The organism is Paracoccus sp. AK26 (genome assembly GCF_011801365.1).
Taxonomy (GTDB): domain Bacteria; phylum Pseudomonadota; class Alphaproteobacteria; order Rhodobacterales; family Rhodobacteraceae; genus Paracoccus; species Paracoccus aerius.
Genome location: NZ_CP041042.1, coordinates 36724 through 52500 on the forward strand (window position 1 = coordinate 36724; position 15777 = coordinate 52500).

Here is a 15777-nt window from a genome sequence, read left to right on the forward strand (position 1 = left end):
GCGGCGGGCGGGGGTTGCGTGGCTTTCGGGTCACTGTCCATTTAGCCAAATTGTCTGGTCCCTGCCTGTGGGATAGCAGGCAAATCGTGGTTTTCATGGTTCGGGTTTTTTCCATCATGCGTCTTGGCTTTTTCGCTGCTGCATCTGTCGGCTGCATTCTTGGGGCGGTTTCAGCGGGCGAGGCCGCGACGCTGGGCGCGACCGACCTGCTGCGCCAGTTCAACCTGGTCACCAAGGGTGACGTGACCGGCAGTTCCGGTTTCCATGTCGATGGCCGCGCGCTTGTGGGCGGCGACTATAAGGTCCAGGCCGGCAGCGTCGTTTACATGAACCGCAAGGGCGATGCCTCGGACCACGACGAATTCATCGTCAAGGGCCGGGTGGAGTCGCAGGTTCATGTCAACAATGGCGGAAGCGCTGCGGCCGGCCAGGGGCTGGACAAGCTGAACATGAACGGCGGCGGATCGAAATCCGCCTATGCCGAAGGCTCGGCCCCGGCCGGCTATGTCCAGACGCTGTCCAACTATGCCGCGACGCTGGGATCGATGGCGGCTTCGTCAAGCGGCGTCGTGCGCCAGGGGTCGGTCCATGACCGGACCAACACCTATTCCATCTCGGGCGTGGCGGACGGCATCGGCGTCCTGTCCCTGACCGAGGCCGACATCCGCGCCGACCGCGACTTTCGCTTTGACCTGGGCAAGGACGTGGACTGGGTCGTGGTGAACGTCCGCGCCACCCAGACCGACAAGACCTTCCGGCTGGGATCGACCTTCAAGGCGCAGGATCGCAATACCGCCAGCAAGGTCGTCTGGAACTTCATCGGCTTTGACGACGTGATCTTCGACGCCATGTTCGCGGCCGGCGCGATCCTGGCCGATGGCAGCCGCGTCCAGACCACCGGCGGCAATATCGAGGGCAGCGTCTTCGCCGACCGCTTCCACGGCCTTAGCGAGTTGCACTTCACCGGACTGGGCGAAGGCCGCCTGCCGGGGGACGAGGTTCGGCAGCCCGCGCCCGTTCCTCTGCCCGCCGGGATGCCGCTGCTGCTGTCGGGCTTCGGCCTGCTGGCCTGGGCGCACCGCCGCAAGCGGGCCTGAGCCACGGCTTCACGGATGCAGAAAGGCCCCGCCATCGGCGGGGCCTTTTGCCGATCTAGGGCTGGTCGGGCGCGATCCGCCAGACCGTGTTCGACAGGTCGTCCGCCACGATCAGCGCGCCGCGCGGATCCAGCGTCACACCCACCGGGCGGCCCCGCGTGTTGCCGGCATCGACCAGAAAGCCCGACACGAAGTCCACGGGATCGCCCGCCGGGCGGCCGTCCCTGAAGGGCACGAAGACCACCTTGTAGCCCACGGGGTCGCTGCGGTTCCAGCTTCCGTGCATCCCCACGAAGGCACCCTCGGCGAAGGCCCCGCCCATCACCGGGTCGGAAAAGGCGACCCCAAGCGCCGCCACATGGGCGCCAAGCGCGTAATCGGGGGTGATGGCCTCGGCCACCAGGCCCGGGTTCTGCGGCTGCGCGCGCGGATCGACGGTCTGGCCCCAATAGCTGAAGGGCCAGCCATAGAAGCCGCCTTCCTGCACCGCTGTCAGATAGTCGGGGACCAGATCCGGCCCGATCTCGTCACGTTCGTTGACCACGGACCAAAGCTGGCCGCTTCCGGGCTGGATCGCCAGGGCGGTCGGGTTGCGCAGGCCGGTGGCATAGGGGCGGTGCGCGCCGGTCTGGGCATCGATCTGCCAGATCATCGCGCGGTCTTCCTCGGCCTCCATGCCCCGTTCGGTGATGTTGCTGTTGGACCCGATGCCCACATACAGGAACCGCCCGTCGGCACTGGCGGTCATGGCCTTGGTCCAGTGGTGGTTGATCGCCTTGGGCAGGTCTGTCAGCGTCACGGGCGGGCCGCTGGCCTGGGTCTGCCCCTCGGTATAGTCGAAGCGGACCACGGCGTCCTGGTTGGCCACGTAGATGAAGTTCCCGATCTGCGCCAGGCCATAGGGCGAGTTCAGCCCATCGGCAAAAACCCCCTGCATCTCGTAGGCACCGTCGCCATCGGCGTCGCGCAGCAGGGTCAGGCGGTTGCCGCCGCTGACCGGGCTTTTGCCAAGCGCCTTGATGAAGCCCGCGATGATGTCCTTGGGCCGCAGGGCGGGCGCGCCCTGGCCCTTGCCCTCGGCCACCAGGATGTCGCCGTTGGGCAAGACCAGCGTCTGGCGCGGGATCGCCAGGTCGGTGGCGATGGGCGTGATCGTATAACCCTCGGGCACGGTGGGCAGGTCGTCGCCCCACATCGCGGGGCGCGGGATCACCATGTCGGGCAGAAGCCCGCGCCGGGGCTCGGGCAGGCGGACCTCGGTGCCCTGGGTCACAACCTCTTGCGCCGTGGCCGAAAGCGGCAGCGCCGCCAGGGCCGAGATCATCAGGATGCCGCGCATCATGCCCACCTCTTGCTGTGAAAACCGCTGAAACCCACCCAGGACGCCAGAAGCGCCAGCAGGGCGGAAACGCCGGACAGCCACAGGGCCTCGGGCATGATGGCCCAGGCGTCCTTGGAATGGGCCAGGGCGTTGACGAAGCCCAGGACCCACATGGCCAGGACCAGGACGAAATAGACCAGCCGTTTCCGGTCGCCCCGGTTGGCGCGCGGGAACAGCGCGATCAGCGCCCACAGCAGGACAAAGCCGCCAACCAGCAGCCCGCCTGCGTTCAGCCATTGGGCGAAGTTCGACCACTGGATCTGGAAGCTGCGGGCATAGGCGATGTCGCTGGCCAGCGTTCCCAGGAACAGCGGGAACGGGAAGGACAGCAGGATGGCGTGAAGCGGGTGCAGCGACCTGCGCGGCAGGTCTGCGTCAAGGGCGACCACGGCGTTTCCTTTCGGTGAAAGCGGGCTGGTCCGAGAGGCCGGGCAGCGAAACCATATCTTCGCCAACGCGTGGATCGGCCAGATGTTTCACGCCTGCGTTGCAAAAAGGGGATGCAAGACCCCTCTGGACCTTCGCCCTGGGGGCGGCTAGCCTGCGGGCAACACTATCCGTTGGGGCGTCCCGTCGCGGGGCTGAGAGGTGCATTGCGCACCGACCCATCGAACCTGATCCGGGTCATGCCGGCGGAGGGAACGGATAGGCAGGCAGTGCCGCCCGTTGCCGCACGTCGTCTGCCGACTCCACCCCTGTCCATGACCCGCCACGCGGAACAAGGAAGGGGGCATATGACACCGACCGTCTTGACCATCGCCGGATCCGACAGCGGCGGGGGCGCAGGCCTCCAGGCGGATCTGAAGACCGTCTCGGCCCTTGGCTGCTATGGCGCCAGCGTCGTCACGGCGGTGACGGCGCAGAACACCCGCGCGGTGACCGCCGTCCACCCGCTGCCGCCCGACCTGATCGCCGCGCAGATCCGGGCTGTCCTGGACGACATCGCGGTCCATGCCGTCAAGATCGGCATGGTCGGATCGCCCGAGGCGACCCGCGCCGTGGCGGACGCCCTGCGCGACTGCGCCGTCCCCATCGTGCTGGACCCGGTGATGATCGCCAAGTCGGGCGACGTGCTGGCCGGCCAAGCATCCATCGCCGCCCTTGTCCGCGACCTGCTGCCCCTGGCCCATGTCCTGACGCCCAACCTGCCCGAGGCCGCGCGGCTGCTGGGCGACCAGCCGGCCGAGACCGAGGCCGCGGCCCTGGTGCAGGGCATGGCCCTGCGGGCGCTTGGACCGCAGCACGTGCTGATGAAGGGGGGGCACGCCAGCGGTGCCCATTGCACCGACATCCTGATCGGCCCCGGCGGCTCCGCCCGCTTCACCGCGCCCCGGATCGGCACGCGGAACACGCATGGGACGGGCTGCACCCTGTCATCGGCCATCGCGGCGGGGCTGGCTCAGGGGCTGCCCGTGGCGGATGCCGTGGGGCGGGCGCATGGCTGGCTGCACGGGGCGATCCGGGCCGCGGACGATCTGGCGATCGGCGGGGGCAACGGGCCGGTGCATCATTTCCACGCGCTCTGGCCCCGCCGCGCGGGGGCCGCCGCATGAGCGTCACGGTCATCGGCGGGGGCGTGATGGGCCTTTGCGTCGCCACGGAACTGCAAGGGCGCGGCATCTCCGTGGCGGTGCGCGACGAAGGCCCCGGCCCGCGGGCCTGTTCCTGGTGGGCGGGCGGGATGCTGGCCCCTTGGTGCGAGGGCGAAAGCGCCGAGGAAGCCGTCACCCGCCACGGCCTGGGTGCCGCCGACTGGTGGCAGGCCCAGGGGGTTCCGGTCGCGCGCAACGGCACGCTGGTCGTCAGCCTGTCGCGCGATGCGGCGGCGCTTGACCGCTTTGCCCGGCGCAGCCGGGGCCACCGGATGCTGGACGCCGAAGGCATCGCCGCGCTTGAGCCCGACCTTGCGGGCCGCTTCGCCCGTGCGCTGTTCTTCGCGGACGAGGCGCATCTGGACCCGCGCCGGGCCCTGGCAATCCTGTCCGACCGTCTGGGGCGGACCGACAGCGTCGCGGGTCAGGTCATCGACTGCCGGGGCCTGTCCGCCCGCGACGCGCTGCGCGACCTGCGCGGCGTGCGCGGAGAGATGGTCGTGATCCGCTGCCCCGAGATCGCGCTGTCACGCCCCGTCCGCCTGCTGCATCCCCGGATGCCGCTTTACGTGGTCCCGCGCGGCGACGGGGTCTTCATGCTGGGCGCGACCATGCTGGAAAGCGACCGGCGCGGCCCGCCCACGGCGCGGGCGGTGCTGGAACTGCTGTCGGCGGGTTTCGCCCTGCATCCCGCCCTGGCCGAGGCCGAGGTGCTGGAACTGGGCGCCGACGCCCGCCCGGCCTTTCCCGACAACCTGCCCCGCATCCGCCGGATGGGGGGCGTCATCCACGCCAACGGCCTTTACCGTCACGGCTTCCTGCTGGCCCCTGCCGTCGCCCGCATGGTGGCCGATCACCTTCAACACCAGACCAGACCGGAGTTCATGGATGCGGATCACGATTAACGGCACCCCGCAGGACAGCAGCGCCGCCACCCTGGCCCAAGCCCTGGCCGAGGCCGGCCTGACCGGCCGCATCGCCACCGCGCTGAACGGCCACTTCGTCCCCGCCACCTTGCGCGAAACCACGCCCCTCCGCGACGGCGACGCGATCGAGGCGCTTGCGCCCATGCAGGGGGGCTGACCGATGCCCGTCTTCTACGGCACCACCGTCGACAGCGCGCTGATGCTGGGCACGGCGGGATATCCCTCGCCCAAGGTGCTGGCCGACGCCTTCGCCCGGTCGGGCGCGGGCGTGGCCACCGTGTCGCTGCGCCGCGAAAGCGGCGGCGGGCAGGATTTCTGGGCGCTGATCCAGTCGCTGGGCGTGACCCTGCTGCCCAACACCGCAGGCTGCCACACCGCGCGCGAGGCCGTGACGACCGCCCGGATGGCCCGCGAGGTCTTCGGCACCGACTGGATCAAGCTGGAGGTGATCGGCAACACCGACACATTGCAACCCGATGTCTTCGGCCTGGTCGAGGCCGCGCGGATCCTGTCCGCCGAGGGCTTCAAGGTCTTTCCCTATTGCACCGAGGATCTGGTGGTCTGCGAACGCCTGCTGGAGGCGGGCTGCCAAGTGCTGATGCCCTGGGGCGCGCCCATCGGGTCGGGCCTGGGGCTGAACAACCCGCATGGGCTGCGGGCGCTGCGGGCGGCATTTCCCGACGTGGCCCTGGTCATCGATGCGGGCATAGGCCTGCCCAGCCATGCCGCTGCGGCGATGGAGATGGGCTTTGACGCGGTGCTGCTGAACAGCGCCGTGGCCCGCGCAGGCGATCCCGCCGCGATGGCCGGTGCCATGGCCGCCGCCATCCGCGCCGGGCGCGAAGCCTGCCTGGCCGACCCGATGGAGCGGACCGACATGGCCGTCCCCTCGACCCCCGTGATCGGAAGGGCCTTCCTGTGACGCTGCCGCGCTTCTATCCCGTGCTGGACAGCGCCGACTGGATCGCCCGCGTCCTGCCGCTGGGCGTCAGGCTGGTTCAGCTTCGCGCCAAGGACCGGCCCGAAGGCGACCTGCGCGACCAGATCGCCCGCGCCCGGGACCTGTGCCGCAAGCACGGCGCGATCCTGGTCGTCAACGACCACTGGCGGCTGGCGATCGACCTGGGCTGCGACTTCGTCCACCTGGGGCAAGAGGATCTGGACAGGGCCGACCTGCCCGCGATCCGCGCCGCCGGGCTGCGAATGGGGATCTCGACCCATGACGAGGCTGAACTGGACCGCGCCCTGGACTGCCGCCCCGATTACGTGGCGCTTGGGCCGGTCTGGCCGACGATCCTGAAGCAGATGAAATGGCACAGCCAAGGCGTCGAGAAGCTGACCCGGTGGAAGGCGCGGATCGGGGACCTGCCGCTTTGCGCCATCGGCGGGCTGACGCCGCACCGCGCCCGGCTGGCCATCGCGGCAGGCGCGGACGTGGTGGCCGCCGTGACCGACATCACCCTGAACCCCGACCCCGACGCGCGGGTCCGCGAATGGCTGGACATCGCATGAGATATGCCCGCCAGGCCGTCCTGCCGCAGATCGGGGACGCGGGCCAGGCCCGGCTTGCCGCGGCCCATGTGCTGGTGGTCGGCGCGGGCGCCCTGGGCATCCCTGTGCTGCAATACCTGGTGGGCGCGGGCGTCGGCCGCATCACCCTTGTCGATCCCGACCGGGCCGAGGTTTCCAACCTGCACCGCCAGCCGATCTATGGCCGACACATCGGCCAGCCCAAGGCGCTGGCCGCCGCCCTGGAAATGGCCGCGCTGAACCCCGACACGACCGTCGCGCCACTTGTCGCGCGGCTGGACCCGGCCAATGCGCCGGACCTGGTGGCGCCCGCCGACGTGGTCATGGATTGCGCCGACAGCTTTGCCGCGACCTATGCCATGTCGGATGCCTGCCTGGGCGCGAAACGCCCGCTGATCGCGGCATCCGTCCTGCGGATCGAGGGCTTCGCGGGCGGCTTTTGCGGCACCGCGCCCTCGGTCCGGGCGGTGTTCCCGGATCTGCCGGCGCAGGCGGGCAATTGCGCCACGGCGGGGGTGATGGGTCCGATGGCGGGGCTGATCGGCGCGTTGCAGGCGCAGATGGCGCTTGCGGTGCTGCTGGGGCTGCGCCCCTCGCCCCTGGGGCAGATGATCCGCTTTGACGGCCTGCGCCCGGCCAGCTTCCGCTTTGACGGCGCGCCGGAACCCGCCACCGGCCACCGCTTCATCGCCACAAGCCAGCTGCGCCCCGGCGACCTGGCCGTGGATCTGCGCGGCCCCGACGAGGCCCCGCATCCCTTCGTTCCGCACGCCTTGCGCCAGCCCGACGGCCTGCGTCCCGCCGAGGGCCAGCGGGTCGTCCTGGCCTGCCGGTCAGGGCTGCGCGCCTGGACCGCCGCCGACCGCCTGCGCCAGCACTGGCCGGGCGAGATTGCCCTGATCGCCCTTGGAGACCCCGCATGAAACCCCTTGCCCTGACCCTTGGCCTGCTGTCCGGCGGGCCCGCCGCCGCCCAGGATCTGTCGCTGATGCTGGACTGGTTCGTGAACCCCGACCACGCGCCCATCATCGTGGCGCAGGAACTGGGCTTCTTTGCCGATGCCGGTCTGACGGTCGATATCGCCGCCCCCGCCGATCCGGCGGATCCGCCGCGGATGCTGGCCTCGGGACAGGTGGATCTGGCGGTGGGATATCAGCCGCAACTGCATCTGCAGGTCCACGAGGGCCTGCCCCTGACCCGCGTCGCCACCCTTGTCGCCACGCCGCTGAACTGCCTGACGGTGATGGCCGACGGGCCGGTGCAGGGGGTCGCCGACCTGAAGGGCCGCAAGGTCGGCTATTCCGTGCCGGGCATGGAAACGGCGCTGATGGGCGCGATGCTGGACCGCGCCGGCCTGACGCTGGACGACGTGGAACTGGTCAATGTGGGCTGGTCGCTGTCGCCCGCGCTGATGTCGGGCCAGGTGGACGCCACCCTTGGCGGTTTCCGCAATTTCGAATTGACGCAGATGCGGCTGGAAGGGGCCGAGGGCCGCTGCCTGTTCGTCGAGGAACAGGGCATCCCCGCCTATGACGAACTGATCCTGCTGGCCAATCCGCAGACGATGGACCCCGACGCCACCGCCCGCTTCGTTGCCGCGATGGAACGGGGCGCGCATTACATCCTGAACCACCCCGAAAAGGCCTGGCAGGTCTTCCGCGAGGCCCATCCCGACCTGGACGACGAATTGAACCGCCAGGCCTGGGCCGACACGCTGCCGCGCTTTTCCCAAAGCCCCGGCGCGGTCGATCACGCCCGCTATGCCCGGTTCGAGGCCTTTCTGCGCGACGCGGGCCTGATCGACACCGTGCTGCCCGTCGGGGCCCTGGCCACGGATCCGGGCGCATGAGCTATGGCACCTGCTTTCCCCTCTGGCGTGCGGGCGCGCCGGATTGGGACGCCTATGTCCGCGCGCCCTTTGTCACCGCCCTGGCCGATGGCCGCCTGCCGCGCGGGGCCTTCCTGGCCTATCTGGCGCAGGACTACCTGTTCCTTGTCCATTTCGCCCGCGCCTGGTCCCTGGCCGTGACCAAGGCGGGCAGCCTGGCCGAGATACGCGCCTGTTCCGCCACCGTCCATGCCCTGCTGGAGACCGAGATGCGGCTGCACCTGGACCTGTGCGGCCGCGCCGGGATCACCCCGGACGCCCTGGCCGCCACCGCCGAGGCGCCGCAGAACCTGGCCTATACGCGCTATGTCCTGGAAGCGGGCTATAGCGGCGATTTCCTGGACCTGCTGGCGGCGCTTGCCCCCTGCGTCCTGGGATACGGAGAGATCGGCGCCCGGCTTCTGGCCGGACCCCATGCGCCCGATTACGCGGACTGGATCGCCACCTATGGCGGGCCGGATTATCAGGCGCTGTGCCACGGCACCGCTGCGCTGATCGACAATGCGGTGGAAAGCCGGCTGGGGGCGGGGGCGCGGGATCTGCCCCGCTGGACGCAGCTGCAGGACCGCTTTTCCACCGCCACCCGGCTGGAAGCGCAGTTCTGGACCCTGGCCGGGTGATCCGCCTTGCCCTGGCCTTCCTGCTGGCCTGGCAACTGGCGGTCTGGGCCTTCGGGATCCCGCGCTTCCTGCTGCCCGGCCCCTTGGCCGTGGGCCGCGCCATGCTGGACGCCCCGGACCTGCTGGCCCGCGCCGCGCTGACCACCCTGGCCGAGATCGCGGCGGGATTCGTCATCGGCGCGGGGCTGGGGGTGGTGCTGGCGCTGCTGATGGGGCTGCTGCCCGCCCTGCGCCGGGCGCTGTTGCCGGCGATGACCTTCAGCCAGACCGTGCCGATCTTCGCCTTTGCGCCGCTTCTGACGCTGTGGCTGGGATACGGCATCGCCCCCAAGATCGCGATCGTCGCGCTGATGGTGTTCTTTCCCGTCGCCTCGAGCTTTGGCGACGGGCTGGCGCGCACGCCCAAGGTGTTTCGCGAACTGGCAGACAGCATGGGCGCCACGCCGCTGGAGGCGATGCGCATCGTGCGCATCCCCGCCGCCCTGCCGGATCTGGCCAGCGGATTGCGGATCGCCGCCGTCTATGCCCCGGCGGCGGCGATCGTGGGCGAATGGGTGGGCGGGTCGCGCGGGCTTGGGGCGGTCATGATCCAGGCAGGTGGGCGCATGAAGATCGACCAGATGTTCGCGGCCCTTGCGGCGACGGTTCTGATCGCGGTGGCCTTCAAGGCCCTGGTATCCCGCCTGGCACTGCGGCTGGAACGTCACGCGGCGGGAGGCTGACCGCCCTTAGCAATAGCGTTCCACGAAGGCCATCTGGTGATCGCCATAGCGGTCGCCCTGGGCAAAGCCCGCGGGCAGGATCCGCTCGATCAGGGCGATGTCGTCCTTGTCCAGCGTCACGCCCTGCCAGTCGCGCAGATGGTCCGCCGTCCGCGTGCCGGGGATCGGGATGATGTGGTCGCCTTGCGCCAGCACCCAGGCAAGCGCCGCGCCCGGAACCGTCCATCCCCGTGCGGCGCAAAGATCGCGAAAGGGCCGGATGGCGGCGATGTTTGCGGAAAAGTTCGGCTCGACGAAGCGCGGGTTGGTGTCGCGGAAATCGATCCCCGCGCGGAAGTCGCGCGCCAGGGGCTCGCGCCCGAACATCCCCCGCCCCAGCGGCGAGAAGGCGACAAAGGCCACGCCCAGTTCCCCGCAGGCCTGGATCAGGCCAAGCTGCGGCAGGCGGGTCCACAGCGAGAACTCGTTCTGGACGGCCGTCACCGGATGTTCGGCATGGGCGCGGCGCAGGGTGGCGGGCGCGACCTCGGACAGGCCGTAGCCGCCGATCTTTCCTTCCTGGACCAGCCTGCCCATCGTCCCGGCCAGATCCTCGACCGGGATGTCGGGCTGGCGGCGGTGGACATAGTAAAGGTCCACGTGGTCGCGGTTCAGCCGCCGCAGCGAGGCTTCCAGGCTTTGGCGGATATAGGCCTCGTCATTGCGGACCGTGCGGGGCGGCCCGGTGACGATGCCGCATTTTGTGGCGACATGGATGTCGCGGCGGCCCCATGCGCCGATCACCTGCTCGGACAGGCCGTTGCCATAGATGTCGGCCGTATCGACATGGGTGATGCCCGCATCCGCAGCCGCGTCCAGGCAGGCAAGCGAGGTCGCCCTGTCCGTCGGGCCGAAGATGCCGCCAAAGCTCATCGCGCCAAGGCCGATGGCGCCGACCCTCCGGTCCCCAAGCCGCCGTTGTTCCATTCCCGCCTCCTGTGTGCCGCAGGAGGGAAGCCGGGTTGGCCGGGACAGTCAAGCGCGGGCGGGGCGCCGTGCCGGCGCAGCATTGGACAATCCGCCCGTGGACAGGGCGTGCAAATCCGATCTACTGCTTGCCAAAAAGCGGGATCGATCTTGACCATTGATGATTTCATTGCCCGCTGGTCGGCATCGGGCGGAGCCGAGCGGGCCAATTTCCAGCAGTTCGCCATGAGCTGACGCAGCTTCTGGAGGTTCCGGCCCCCAAGCCCGCCACCGCCGATGCGCAGAACGACGACTACCGTTTCGAGCGGCCCGTGACCTTTATCCACACCGGCACGCAGTCGCGCGGCTTCATCGACCTTTACCGGCGCGGTTGCTTTGTCATGGAGGCCAAGCAGGGCACGGGCGCCGCGCCGGATGAAAGCCAGCTTGACCTGCTGGCCGGGGCGCCCGTGGTGCAGCGCCAGGGGCACGGCCTGCGCGGGTCGCGCCGCTGGGACGACACCATGCTGCGCGCCCGCAATCAGGCCGACGGCTATGCCCGCGCCGTTGCGCGCGAGGATGGCTGGCCGCCGTTCCTGCTGGTCGTCGACGTGGGCCATGTGATCGAGGTTTATGCAGACTTCTCGGGCCAGGGGCAGGGCTATACGCAGTTCCCGGACGGCAACCGCTACCGCATCACGCTGGACGACCTGCGCCATGAGGCGACCCGCGCCCGCCTGCAAGCCATCTGGAACGATCCGCACAGCCTCGATCCCACCCGCGTCAGCGCCCAGGTCACCCGCCAGGTGGCAGCCCACCTGGCCGAGCTGGGCCGGTCCTTCGAGGCCCAGGGCCATGCCCCCGAGGCCGTGGCACGCTTCCTGATGCGCGCCCTGTTCACGATGTTCGCCGAAGACGTGCAGCTGATCCCCGAAGGCGCCTTCTCGAAGCTGCTCAAGGACCGGCGCGGCCATCCCGAACATGCCGCCCCCATGCTGGAAAGCCTGTGGGCCACCATGAACAGCGGCGGCTTTTCCCCCGCCCTGTCCTGCGACCTGAAACGCTTCAACGGCGGCCTGTTCCGCGAGGCGACGGCCCTGCCCCTGTCCGCCCTGCAGCTTGGGCTGCTGATCCAGGCCGCATCCCACAACTGGCGAGAGGTCGAGCCCGCGATCTTCGGCACCCTGCTGGAACGCGCGCTGGATACGCGGCAGCGCCACAAGCTGGGCGCCCATTACACGCCCCGCGCCTATGTCGAACGGCTGGTGAACCCCACGGTGATCGAGCCGCTGCGGGCCGAATGGCGCGACATCCAGGCCGCGGCCGTCACGCTGGCGGGCCAGGACAGGCTGGCGGATGCCCGCGCGACCGTGCGCGACTTCCACCGCCGCCTGTGCGAGGTGCGGGTGCTGGATCCGGCCTGCGGGTCGGGAAACTTCCTGTATGTCGCGCTTGAACTGATGAAGCGGCTGGAAGGCGAGGTGATCGCCCTGCTGCGAGAGCTGGGCGAGGATCAGGGCGCCCTGGCCCTGGCGGGCCATACCGTCGACCCGCACCAGTTCCTGGGCATCGAGGTGAATCCCTGGGCCGCCGCCGTGGCCGAATTGGTGCTGTGGATCGGCTATCTGCAATGGCATTTCCGCACCCATGGCACCGCCAGCCCGGCCGAGCCTGTCCTGCGCGATTTCCGCAACATCGAGAACCGCGACGCCGTTCTGTCCTGGGACGGCACCCGGCCCCGGACGGACGCGGCGGGCGGGCCGGTGACCCGCTGGGACGGGGTGTCCACCATCCGCCATCCGGTCACGGGCGAAGCCGTGCCCGATCCGGCCGCGCGGGTGCAGGTTCTGGACTACCTCAGGCCCCGCCCGGCCAAATGGCCCGAGGCCGAGTTCATCGTGGGTAACCCGCCCTTTATTGGCGACAAGCGGATGCGCGAGGCCCTGGGCGACGGCTATGCCGAGGCGCTGCGCGCGGCCTATCCCAGGATGCCAGAAAGCGCGGACTTCGTGATGTTCTGGTGGGAAAAGGCGGCCTTGGCCGTGCGGGCGGGCAAGACCCGGCGCCTTGGCTTCATCACCACCAATTCGCTGCGCCAGACCTTCAACCGGCAGGTGCTGGAACCGCATCTGTCGGCCCCGAAAAAGCCCCTGTCGCTGGCCTTCGCCATCCCCGATCACCCTTGGGTCGATGCGGGCGACGGCGCGGCGGTGCGGATCGCCATGACCGTGGCGGCCCCCGGATCGCTGCCGGGACGGCTGTTCACCGTGACCGAGGAACGCCGGGGCGAGCGCGAGGCCGAGGGGCGGCCCGTCACCCTGTCCAGGCAGGTGGGCAAGATCCATGCCAACCTGCGGATCGGGGCGGATGTGGCGGGGGCCAAGCCGCTGCGGGCCAATGACGGCATCTCCTCGCCAGGGGTGAAGCTGCACGGGGCGGGCTTCATCGTCACCCCGGCCGAAGCACGGGCGCTTGGCTTGGGCACCGTGCCGGGGCTGGATGCGCATATCCGCGCCTATCGCAACGGCCGCGACCTGACCGCCAGCCCGCGCGGCGTCATGGTGATCGACCTGTTCGGCCTGTCCGAACCCGAGGTGCGGACCCGGTTTCCCGCTGTCTATCAGCACGTCCTGGACAACGTGAAGCCCGAACGCGACCAGAACAACCGCGACAGCTACAAGCGCAACTGGTGGATTCACGGCGAGCCGCGCCGCGATCTGCGCCCGGCGTTGGAAGGGCTTGAACGCTACATCGTGACCGTAGAGACGATGCAGCATCGCTTGTTCATGTTTCTGGACGGCTCGATTCTGCCTGACAACCGGCTCGTGGTCTTCGGGCTAGACGATGCCTTCCAACTTGCGGTTCTTTCTTCCCGCATCCATGTCGTCTGGTCACTTTCCGTTGGCGGCGTGCTGGAAGATCGGCCTGTCTACAACAAGACCGTCTGCTTCGACCCCTTCCCCTTCCCCGACGCCACCGAGGCCCAGAAGTCCCGCCTGCGCGCCTTGGGCGAGGAACTCGACGCGCATCGCAAGGCGCGGCAGGCCGCGCATCCCCGGCTGACCCTGACGGCGCTCTACAACGTGCTGGAAAACCTGCGCGCCGGCGAAAGGATCGAGGGGCGCGACAGGGAAACCTATGACGCGGGCCTTGTGGGCATCCTGCGCGACATCCACGACCGCATCGACGCCGCCGTGGCCGAGGCCTATGGCTGGCCCGCGGACTTGGACGACGAGGCCATCCTGACCCGCCTGGTCGACCTGAACCGTGCCCGCGCCGCCGAGGAAGCGTCGGGCCTGGTCCGCTGGCTGCGCCCCGATTACCAGAACCCCGCAGGCCGCATCGCCGCCGCCAGGGACCGGCAGGCCCAGCTGGACATGGGCGCGGCCCCCGATGCCGCCGACAAGGCGGCGTGGCCCAAGGCCCTGCCCGAACAGATCGCCGCCGTCCGCGCCGTCCTGTCCGACTTGGGCGAGGCCACGCCCGAACAGGTCGCCCGCAAGTTCAAGCACGCCCGCGCTTCCTCGGTAAAGCCGCTGCTGGAAAGCCTTGGCGCCCTGGGACAGGCCCGCCTGATCGAGGGCGGACGCTTCGCGGCCTGATCTGCTGGCGAAACGCCTTTCCCCCTGCGGCTGGCAGGTTCCGCCACAGGGACGCGCCACGATCATGGTTGCGCCGGACAGGCCAGAGGATGCCGTCGCGCACCGTCGAGCCGGGCCTTCAGCGCGCCGCAAAAGGCTCCAGGGGTTTCTGGCCCCCTCGGCGGGATCGGCACAGGCTTTGCGACAATCCACGACCGATGTCTTGGGTGGTCAGCCCGACGGCCCGGCAAGCGTGCGGCAGCGGCATTGGCGTCAGTGGTCCGTGCCTGGATCCTGCCCGGGATAGAAAAGGCCCGCATCGCGCGGGCCTTTGGTTCATGACAAAGTCGCCGTCCGGCGGCCGGTCGGGGTCAGGCCGCCTTCTTGCGCCGGCGCAGGGCGGCAAAACCCCCGACGCCGCCCAGAAGCAAGAGCGCGGATGCCGGAAGCGGCACGGGCGCAGGCGCCACGTCCTCAACCCCGTAGACGTTCACATGCGACAAGCCGCCGCCTTTCTTGAAGTTCACAAGAAAGTCGAACATTCCCGCGCCAGCCACCTTGAACGCCGCCCAGTCGAAGCCGTCCTTGCCGCTACCGACCTTCAATGCGACGATCAGACTGCTGTAGGGCAAGACATCGTTCAGCGTGAAGCGTCCGGACTTGCCACCGCTGAGGGTGCCGCTCAAGGCGCCTTCCTCCAGGTCACCAACCGAGTCAGATTTGTCCAGCAGTGTGAGGCTGGATATGACGGGGCCTGAAACGAGGGTAAAGGTGTTGTTCCCTACAGTCGTCCCGTTCAGGATGGGGTCGTGCTTGGCATTGCCGTTCACGTTGCCCGTCCCGTAGGCATAGCAGGCCGTGGCGGGATCCAGCGAAATGCTATAGCTCCCATCTCCGCAAGTTGCAGCCGAAGCACCTGTCGCCATCATGGCAAGAACGCCGGCGGCGGTGATTTTCTTCAAATATCCCATGAGCGACCTTCACTCGTTACTTGGTACATCCCTCGAATAGCAAGTTTGCTGAAAAACGCATCTGTCTTTTTGGCAGGCACGCAGCTTGAAGAAGGGCGACCCTCAGCCACCCCGGATGCACCTTGAGGTTGTGCCGAGCCTCGGTCGCAGCGCAGCAAAAAGCCCCGCCAAACAGGCGGGGCATGCTGAAACACGGCACTGGGAACAACAAACTCTGTAGAAAAGAACTGACGAACATTGTGGAAACCCTCCTTCACGCGGAAAGTTCCACAAAATTAATTAAAATCAGTAGTTTACAACCTGAAGGAGATTTTTGTTTCCTGTCTGGGCCGTGTCCGGGATGGCTGATGAACCAGCGGGCATGGCGTTTGTCACTGACAAGCAAGGCGAAAGCAGCGGCACCGGCGCCTTCGATCCTTGTCCCGGTCGACCTTGCTTACCCCAAGCGGTGCCTCCTTTTCCGCCGCTGGGCCGTTAAGGGACCAGACGATCAAATGGAGGACCGATCATGACAAAGGCCACCT

Annotated in this window: 15 protein-coding genes and 1 riboswitch; of the genes, 11 read left to right on the forward strand and 4 right to left on the reverse strand. The window is 68.9% G+C overall.

Annotation, left to right across the window (positions count from 1 at the left end; translation table 11 throughout):
* The first annotated feature begins 116 nt into the window (after nucleotides 1–116).
* Nucleotides 117–1097 carry a collagen-binding domain-containing protein gene (locus FIU66_RS14090; protein WP_167623555.1) on the forward strand — a complete coding sequence of 327 codons (981 nt, stop codon included), beginning with the start codon at nucleotides 117–119 and terminating at the stop codon, nucleotides 1095–1097.
* 55 nt (nucleotides 1098–1152) lie between these two features.
* On the opposite strand, the gene FIU66_RS14095 is transcribed toward FIU66_RS14090, so the two are convergent.
* A complete protein-coding gene (locus tag FIU66_RS14095) occupies nucleotides 1153–2439 on the reverse strand; it encodes a sorbosone dehydrogenase family protein (RefSeq protein WP_240544794.1) in 1287 nt (428 codons plus the stop codon).
* Entirely contained in the window at nucleotides 2436–2867 is a 432-nt protein-coding gene (locus FIU66_RS18195; RefSeq protein WP_202380229.1) for a DUF2231 domain-containing protein, read from the reverse strand. The genes FIU66_RS14095 and FIU66_RS18195 overlap by 4 nt, the downstream gene beginning before the upstream one ends.
* Before the next feature lie 162 nt (nucleotides 2868–3029).
* A riboswitch (TPP riboswitch) is annotated at nucleotides 3030–3136 on the forward strand.
* A gap of 76 nt (nucleotides 3137–3212) precedes the next feature.
* Between FIU66_RS18195 and thiD the strand changes: the two genes are divergently transcribed.
* Genes thiD through FIU66_RS14140 form a run of 9 tightly spaced genes read left to right on the forward strand, consistent with a single transcriptional unit; the run spans nucleotide 3213 to nucleotide 9756 of the window.
* Complete coding sequence (gene thiD, locus FIU66_RS14100; RefSeq protein ID WP_167623557.1) at nucleotides 3213–4031, forward strand: bifunctional hydroxymethylpyrimidine kinase/phosphomethylpyrimidine kinase; 819 nt, start codon at nucleotides 3213–3215, stop codon at nucleotides 4029–4031.
* Nucleotides 4028–4975, forward strand: a complete 948-nt coding sequence (locus FIU66_RS14105; RefSeq protein ID WP_167623558.1) for an FAD-dependent oxidoreductase — start codon at nucleotides 4028–4030, stop codon at nucleotides 4973–4975. The genes thiD and FIU66_RS14105 overlap by 4 nt, the downstream gene beginning before the upstream one ends.
* On the forward strand, nucleotides 4959–5153 hold the full coding sequence (gene thiS / locus FIU66_RS14110) for a sulfur carrier protein ThiS (RefSeq protein WP_167623559.1): 195 nt from the start codon (nucleotides 4959–4961) through the stop codon (nucleotides 5151–5153). The genes FIU66_RS14105 and thiS overlap by 17 nt, the downstream gene beginning before the upstream one ends.
* Before the next feature lie 3 nt (nucleotides 5154–5156).
* The gene (locus FIU66_RS14115; RefSeq protein ID WP_167623560.1) at nucleotides 5157–5918 is read left to right on the forward strand and encodes a thiazole synthase; all 762 of its coding nucleotides are present in this window, start codon (nucleotides 5157–5159) and stop codon (nucleotides 5916–5918) included.
* On the forward strand, nucleotides 5915–6508 hold the full coding sequence (locus FIU66_RS14120) for a thiamine phosphate synthase (protein ID WP_167623561.1): 594 nt from the start codon (nucleotides 5915–5917) through the stop codon (nucleotides 6506–6508). Before FIU66_RS14115 ends, FIU66_RS14120 begins: the two co-directional genes overlap by 4 nt.
* Complete coding sequence (locus FIU66_RS14125) at nucleotides 6505–7449, forward strand: HesA/MoeB/ThiF family protein (protein WP_240544791.1); 945 nt, start codon at nucleotides 6505–6507, stop codon at nucleotides 7447–7449. The genes FIU66_RS14120 and FIU66_RS14125 overlap by 4 nt, the downstream gene beginning before the upstream one ends.
* Nucleotides 7446–8375 carry an ABC transporter substrate-binding protein gene (locus FIU66_RS14130; protein WP_167623563.1) on the forward strand — a complete coding sequence of 310 codons (930 nt, stop codon included), beginning with the start codon at nucleotides 7446–7448 and terminating at the stop codon, nucleotides 8373–8375. The genes FIU66_RS14125 and FIU66_RS14130 overlap by 4 nt, the downstream gene beginning before the upstream one ends.
* Nucleotides 8372–9034 carry a TenA family protein gene (locus tag FIU66_RS14135; RefSeq protein WP_167623564.1) on the forward strand — a complete coding sequence of 221 codons (663 nt, stop codon included), beginning with the start codon at nucleotides 8372–8374 and terminating at the stop codon, nucleotides 9032–9034. The genes FIU66_RS14130 and FIU66_RS14135 overlap by 4 nt, the downstream gene beginning before the upstream one ends.
* The gene (locus FIU66_RS14140) at nucleotides 9031–9756 is read left to right on the forward strand and encodes an ABC transporter permease (protein WP_167623565.1); all 726 of its coding nucleotides are present in this window, start codon (nucleotides 9031–9033) and stop codon (nucleotides 9754–9756) included. Before FIU66_RS14135 ends, FIU66_RS14140 begins: the two co-directional genes overlap by 4 nt.
* Nucleotides 9757–9762: 6 nt before the next feature.
* Here FIU66_RS14140 and FIU66_RS14145 read toward each other — a convergent pair whose 3' ends face one another.
* Entirely contained in the window at nucleotides 9763–10722 is a 960-nt protein-coding gene (locus tag FIU66_RS14145) for an aldo/keto reductase (protein WP_167623566.1), read from the reverse strand.
* 242 nt (nucleotides 10723–10964) lie between these two features.
* Here FIU66_RS14145 and FIU66_RS14150 point away from each other — a divergent pair, with 242 nt between their 5' ends.
* Nucleotides 10965–14303 (forward strand): class I SAM-dependent DNA methyltransferase, encoded by a 3339-nt coding sequence (locus tag FIU66_RS14150; protein WP_370528963.1) that lies wholly within the window; start codon nucleotides 10965–10967, stop codon nucleotides 14301–14303.
* Nucleotides 14304–14653: 350 nt separating this feature from the next.
* Here FIU66_RS14150 and FIU66_RS14155 read toward each other — a convergent pair whose 3' ends face one another.
* Nucleotides 14654–15253, reverse strand: coding sequence for a VPLPA-CTERM sorting domain-containing protein (locus FIU66_RS14155; RefSeq protein WP_167623567.1), 600 nt, complete (start codon nucleotides 15251–15253; stop codon nucleotides 14654–14656).
* Between the last annotated feature and the right edge of the window lie 524 nt (nucleotides 15254–15777).

Coding starts and splice junctions, on each gene's coding strand:
- FIU66_RS14105 (WP_167623558.1), top strand. CDS start 4,028: ATGAGCGTCACGGTCATCGGCGGGGGCGTGATGGGCCTTTGCGTCGCC.
- FIU66_RS14130 (WP_167623563.1), top strand. CDS start 7,446: ATGAAACCCCTTGCCCTGACCCTTGGCCTGCTGTCCGGCGGGCCCGCC.
- FIU66_RS14135 (WP_167623564.1), top strand. CDS start 8,372: ATGAGCTATGGCACCTGCTTTCCCCTCTGGCGTGCGGGCGCGCCGGAT.
- FIU66_RS14145 (WP_167623566.1), bottom strand. CDS start 10,722: ATGGAACAACGGCGGCTTGGGGACCGGAGGGTCGGCGCCATCGGCCTT.
- FIU66_RS14125 (WP_240544791.1), top strand. CDS start 6,505: ATGAGATATGCCCGCCAGGCCGTCCTGCCGCAGATCGGGGACGCGGGC.
- FIU66_RS14090 (WP_167623555.1), top strand. CDS start 117: ATGCGTCTTGGCTTTTTCGCTGCTGCATCTGTCGGCTGCATTCTTGGG.
- FIU66_RS14095 (WP_240544794.1), bottom strand. CDS start 2,439: ATGATGCGCGGCATCCTGATGATCTCGGCCCTGGCGGCGCTGCCGCTT.
- FIU66_RS14115 (WP_167623560.1), top strand. CDS start 5,157: ATGCCCGTCTTCTACGGCACCACCGTCGACAGCGCGCTGATGCTGGGC.
- FIU66_RS14155 (WP_167623567.1), bottom strand. CDS start 15,253: ATGGGATATTTGAAGAAAATCACCGCCGCCGGCGTTCTTGCCATGATG.
- thiD (WP_167623557.1), top strand. CDS start 3,213: ATGACACCGACCGTCTTGACCATCGCCGGATCCGACAGCGGCGGGGGC.
- thiS (WP_167623559.1), top strand. CDS start 4,959: ATGCGGATCACGATTAACGGCACCCCGCAGGACAGCAGCGCCGCCACC.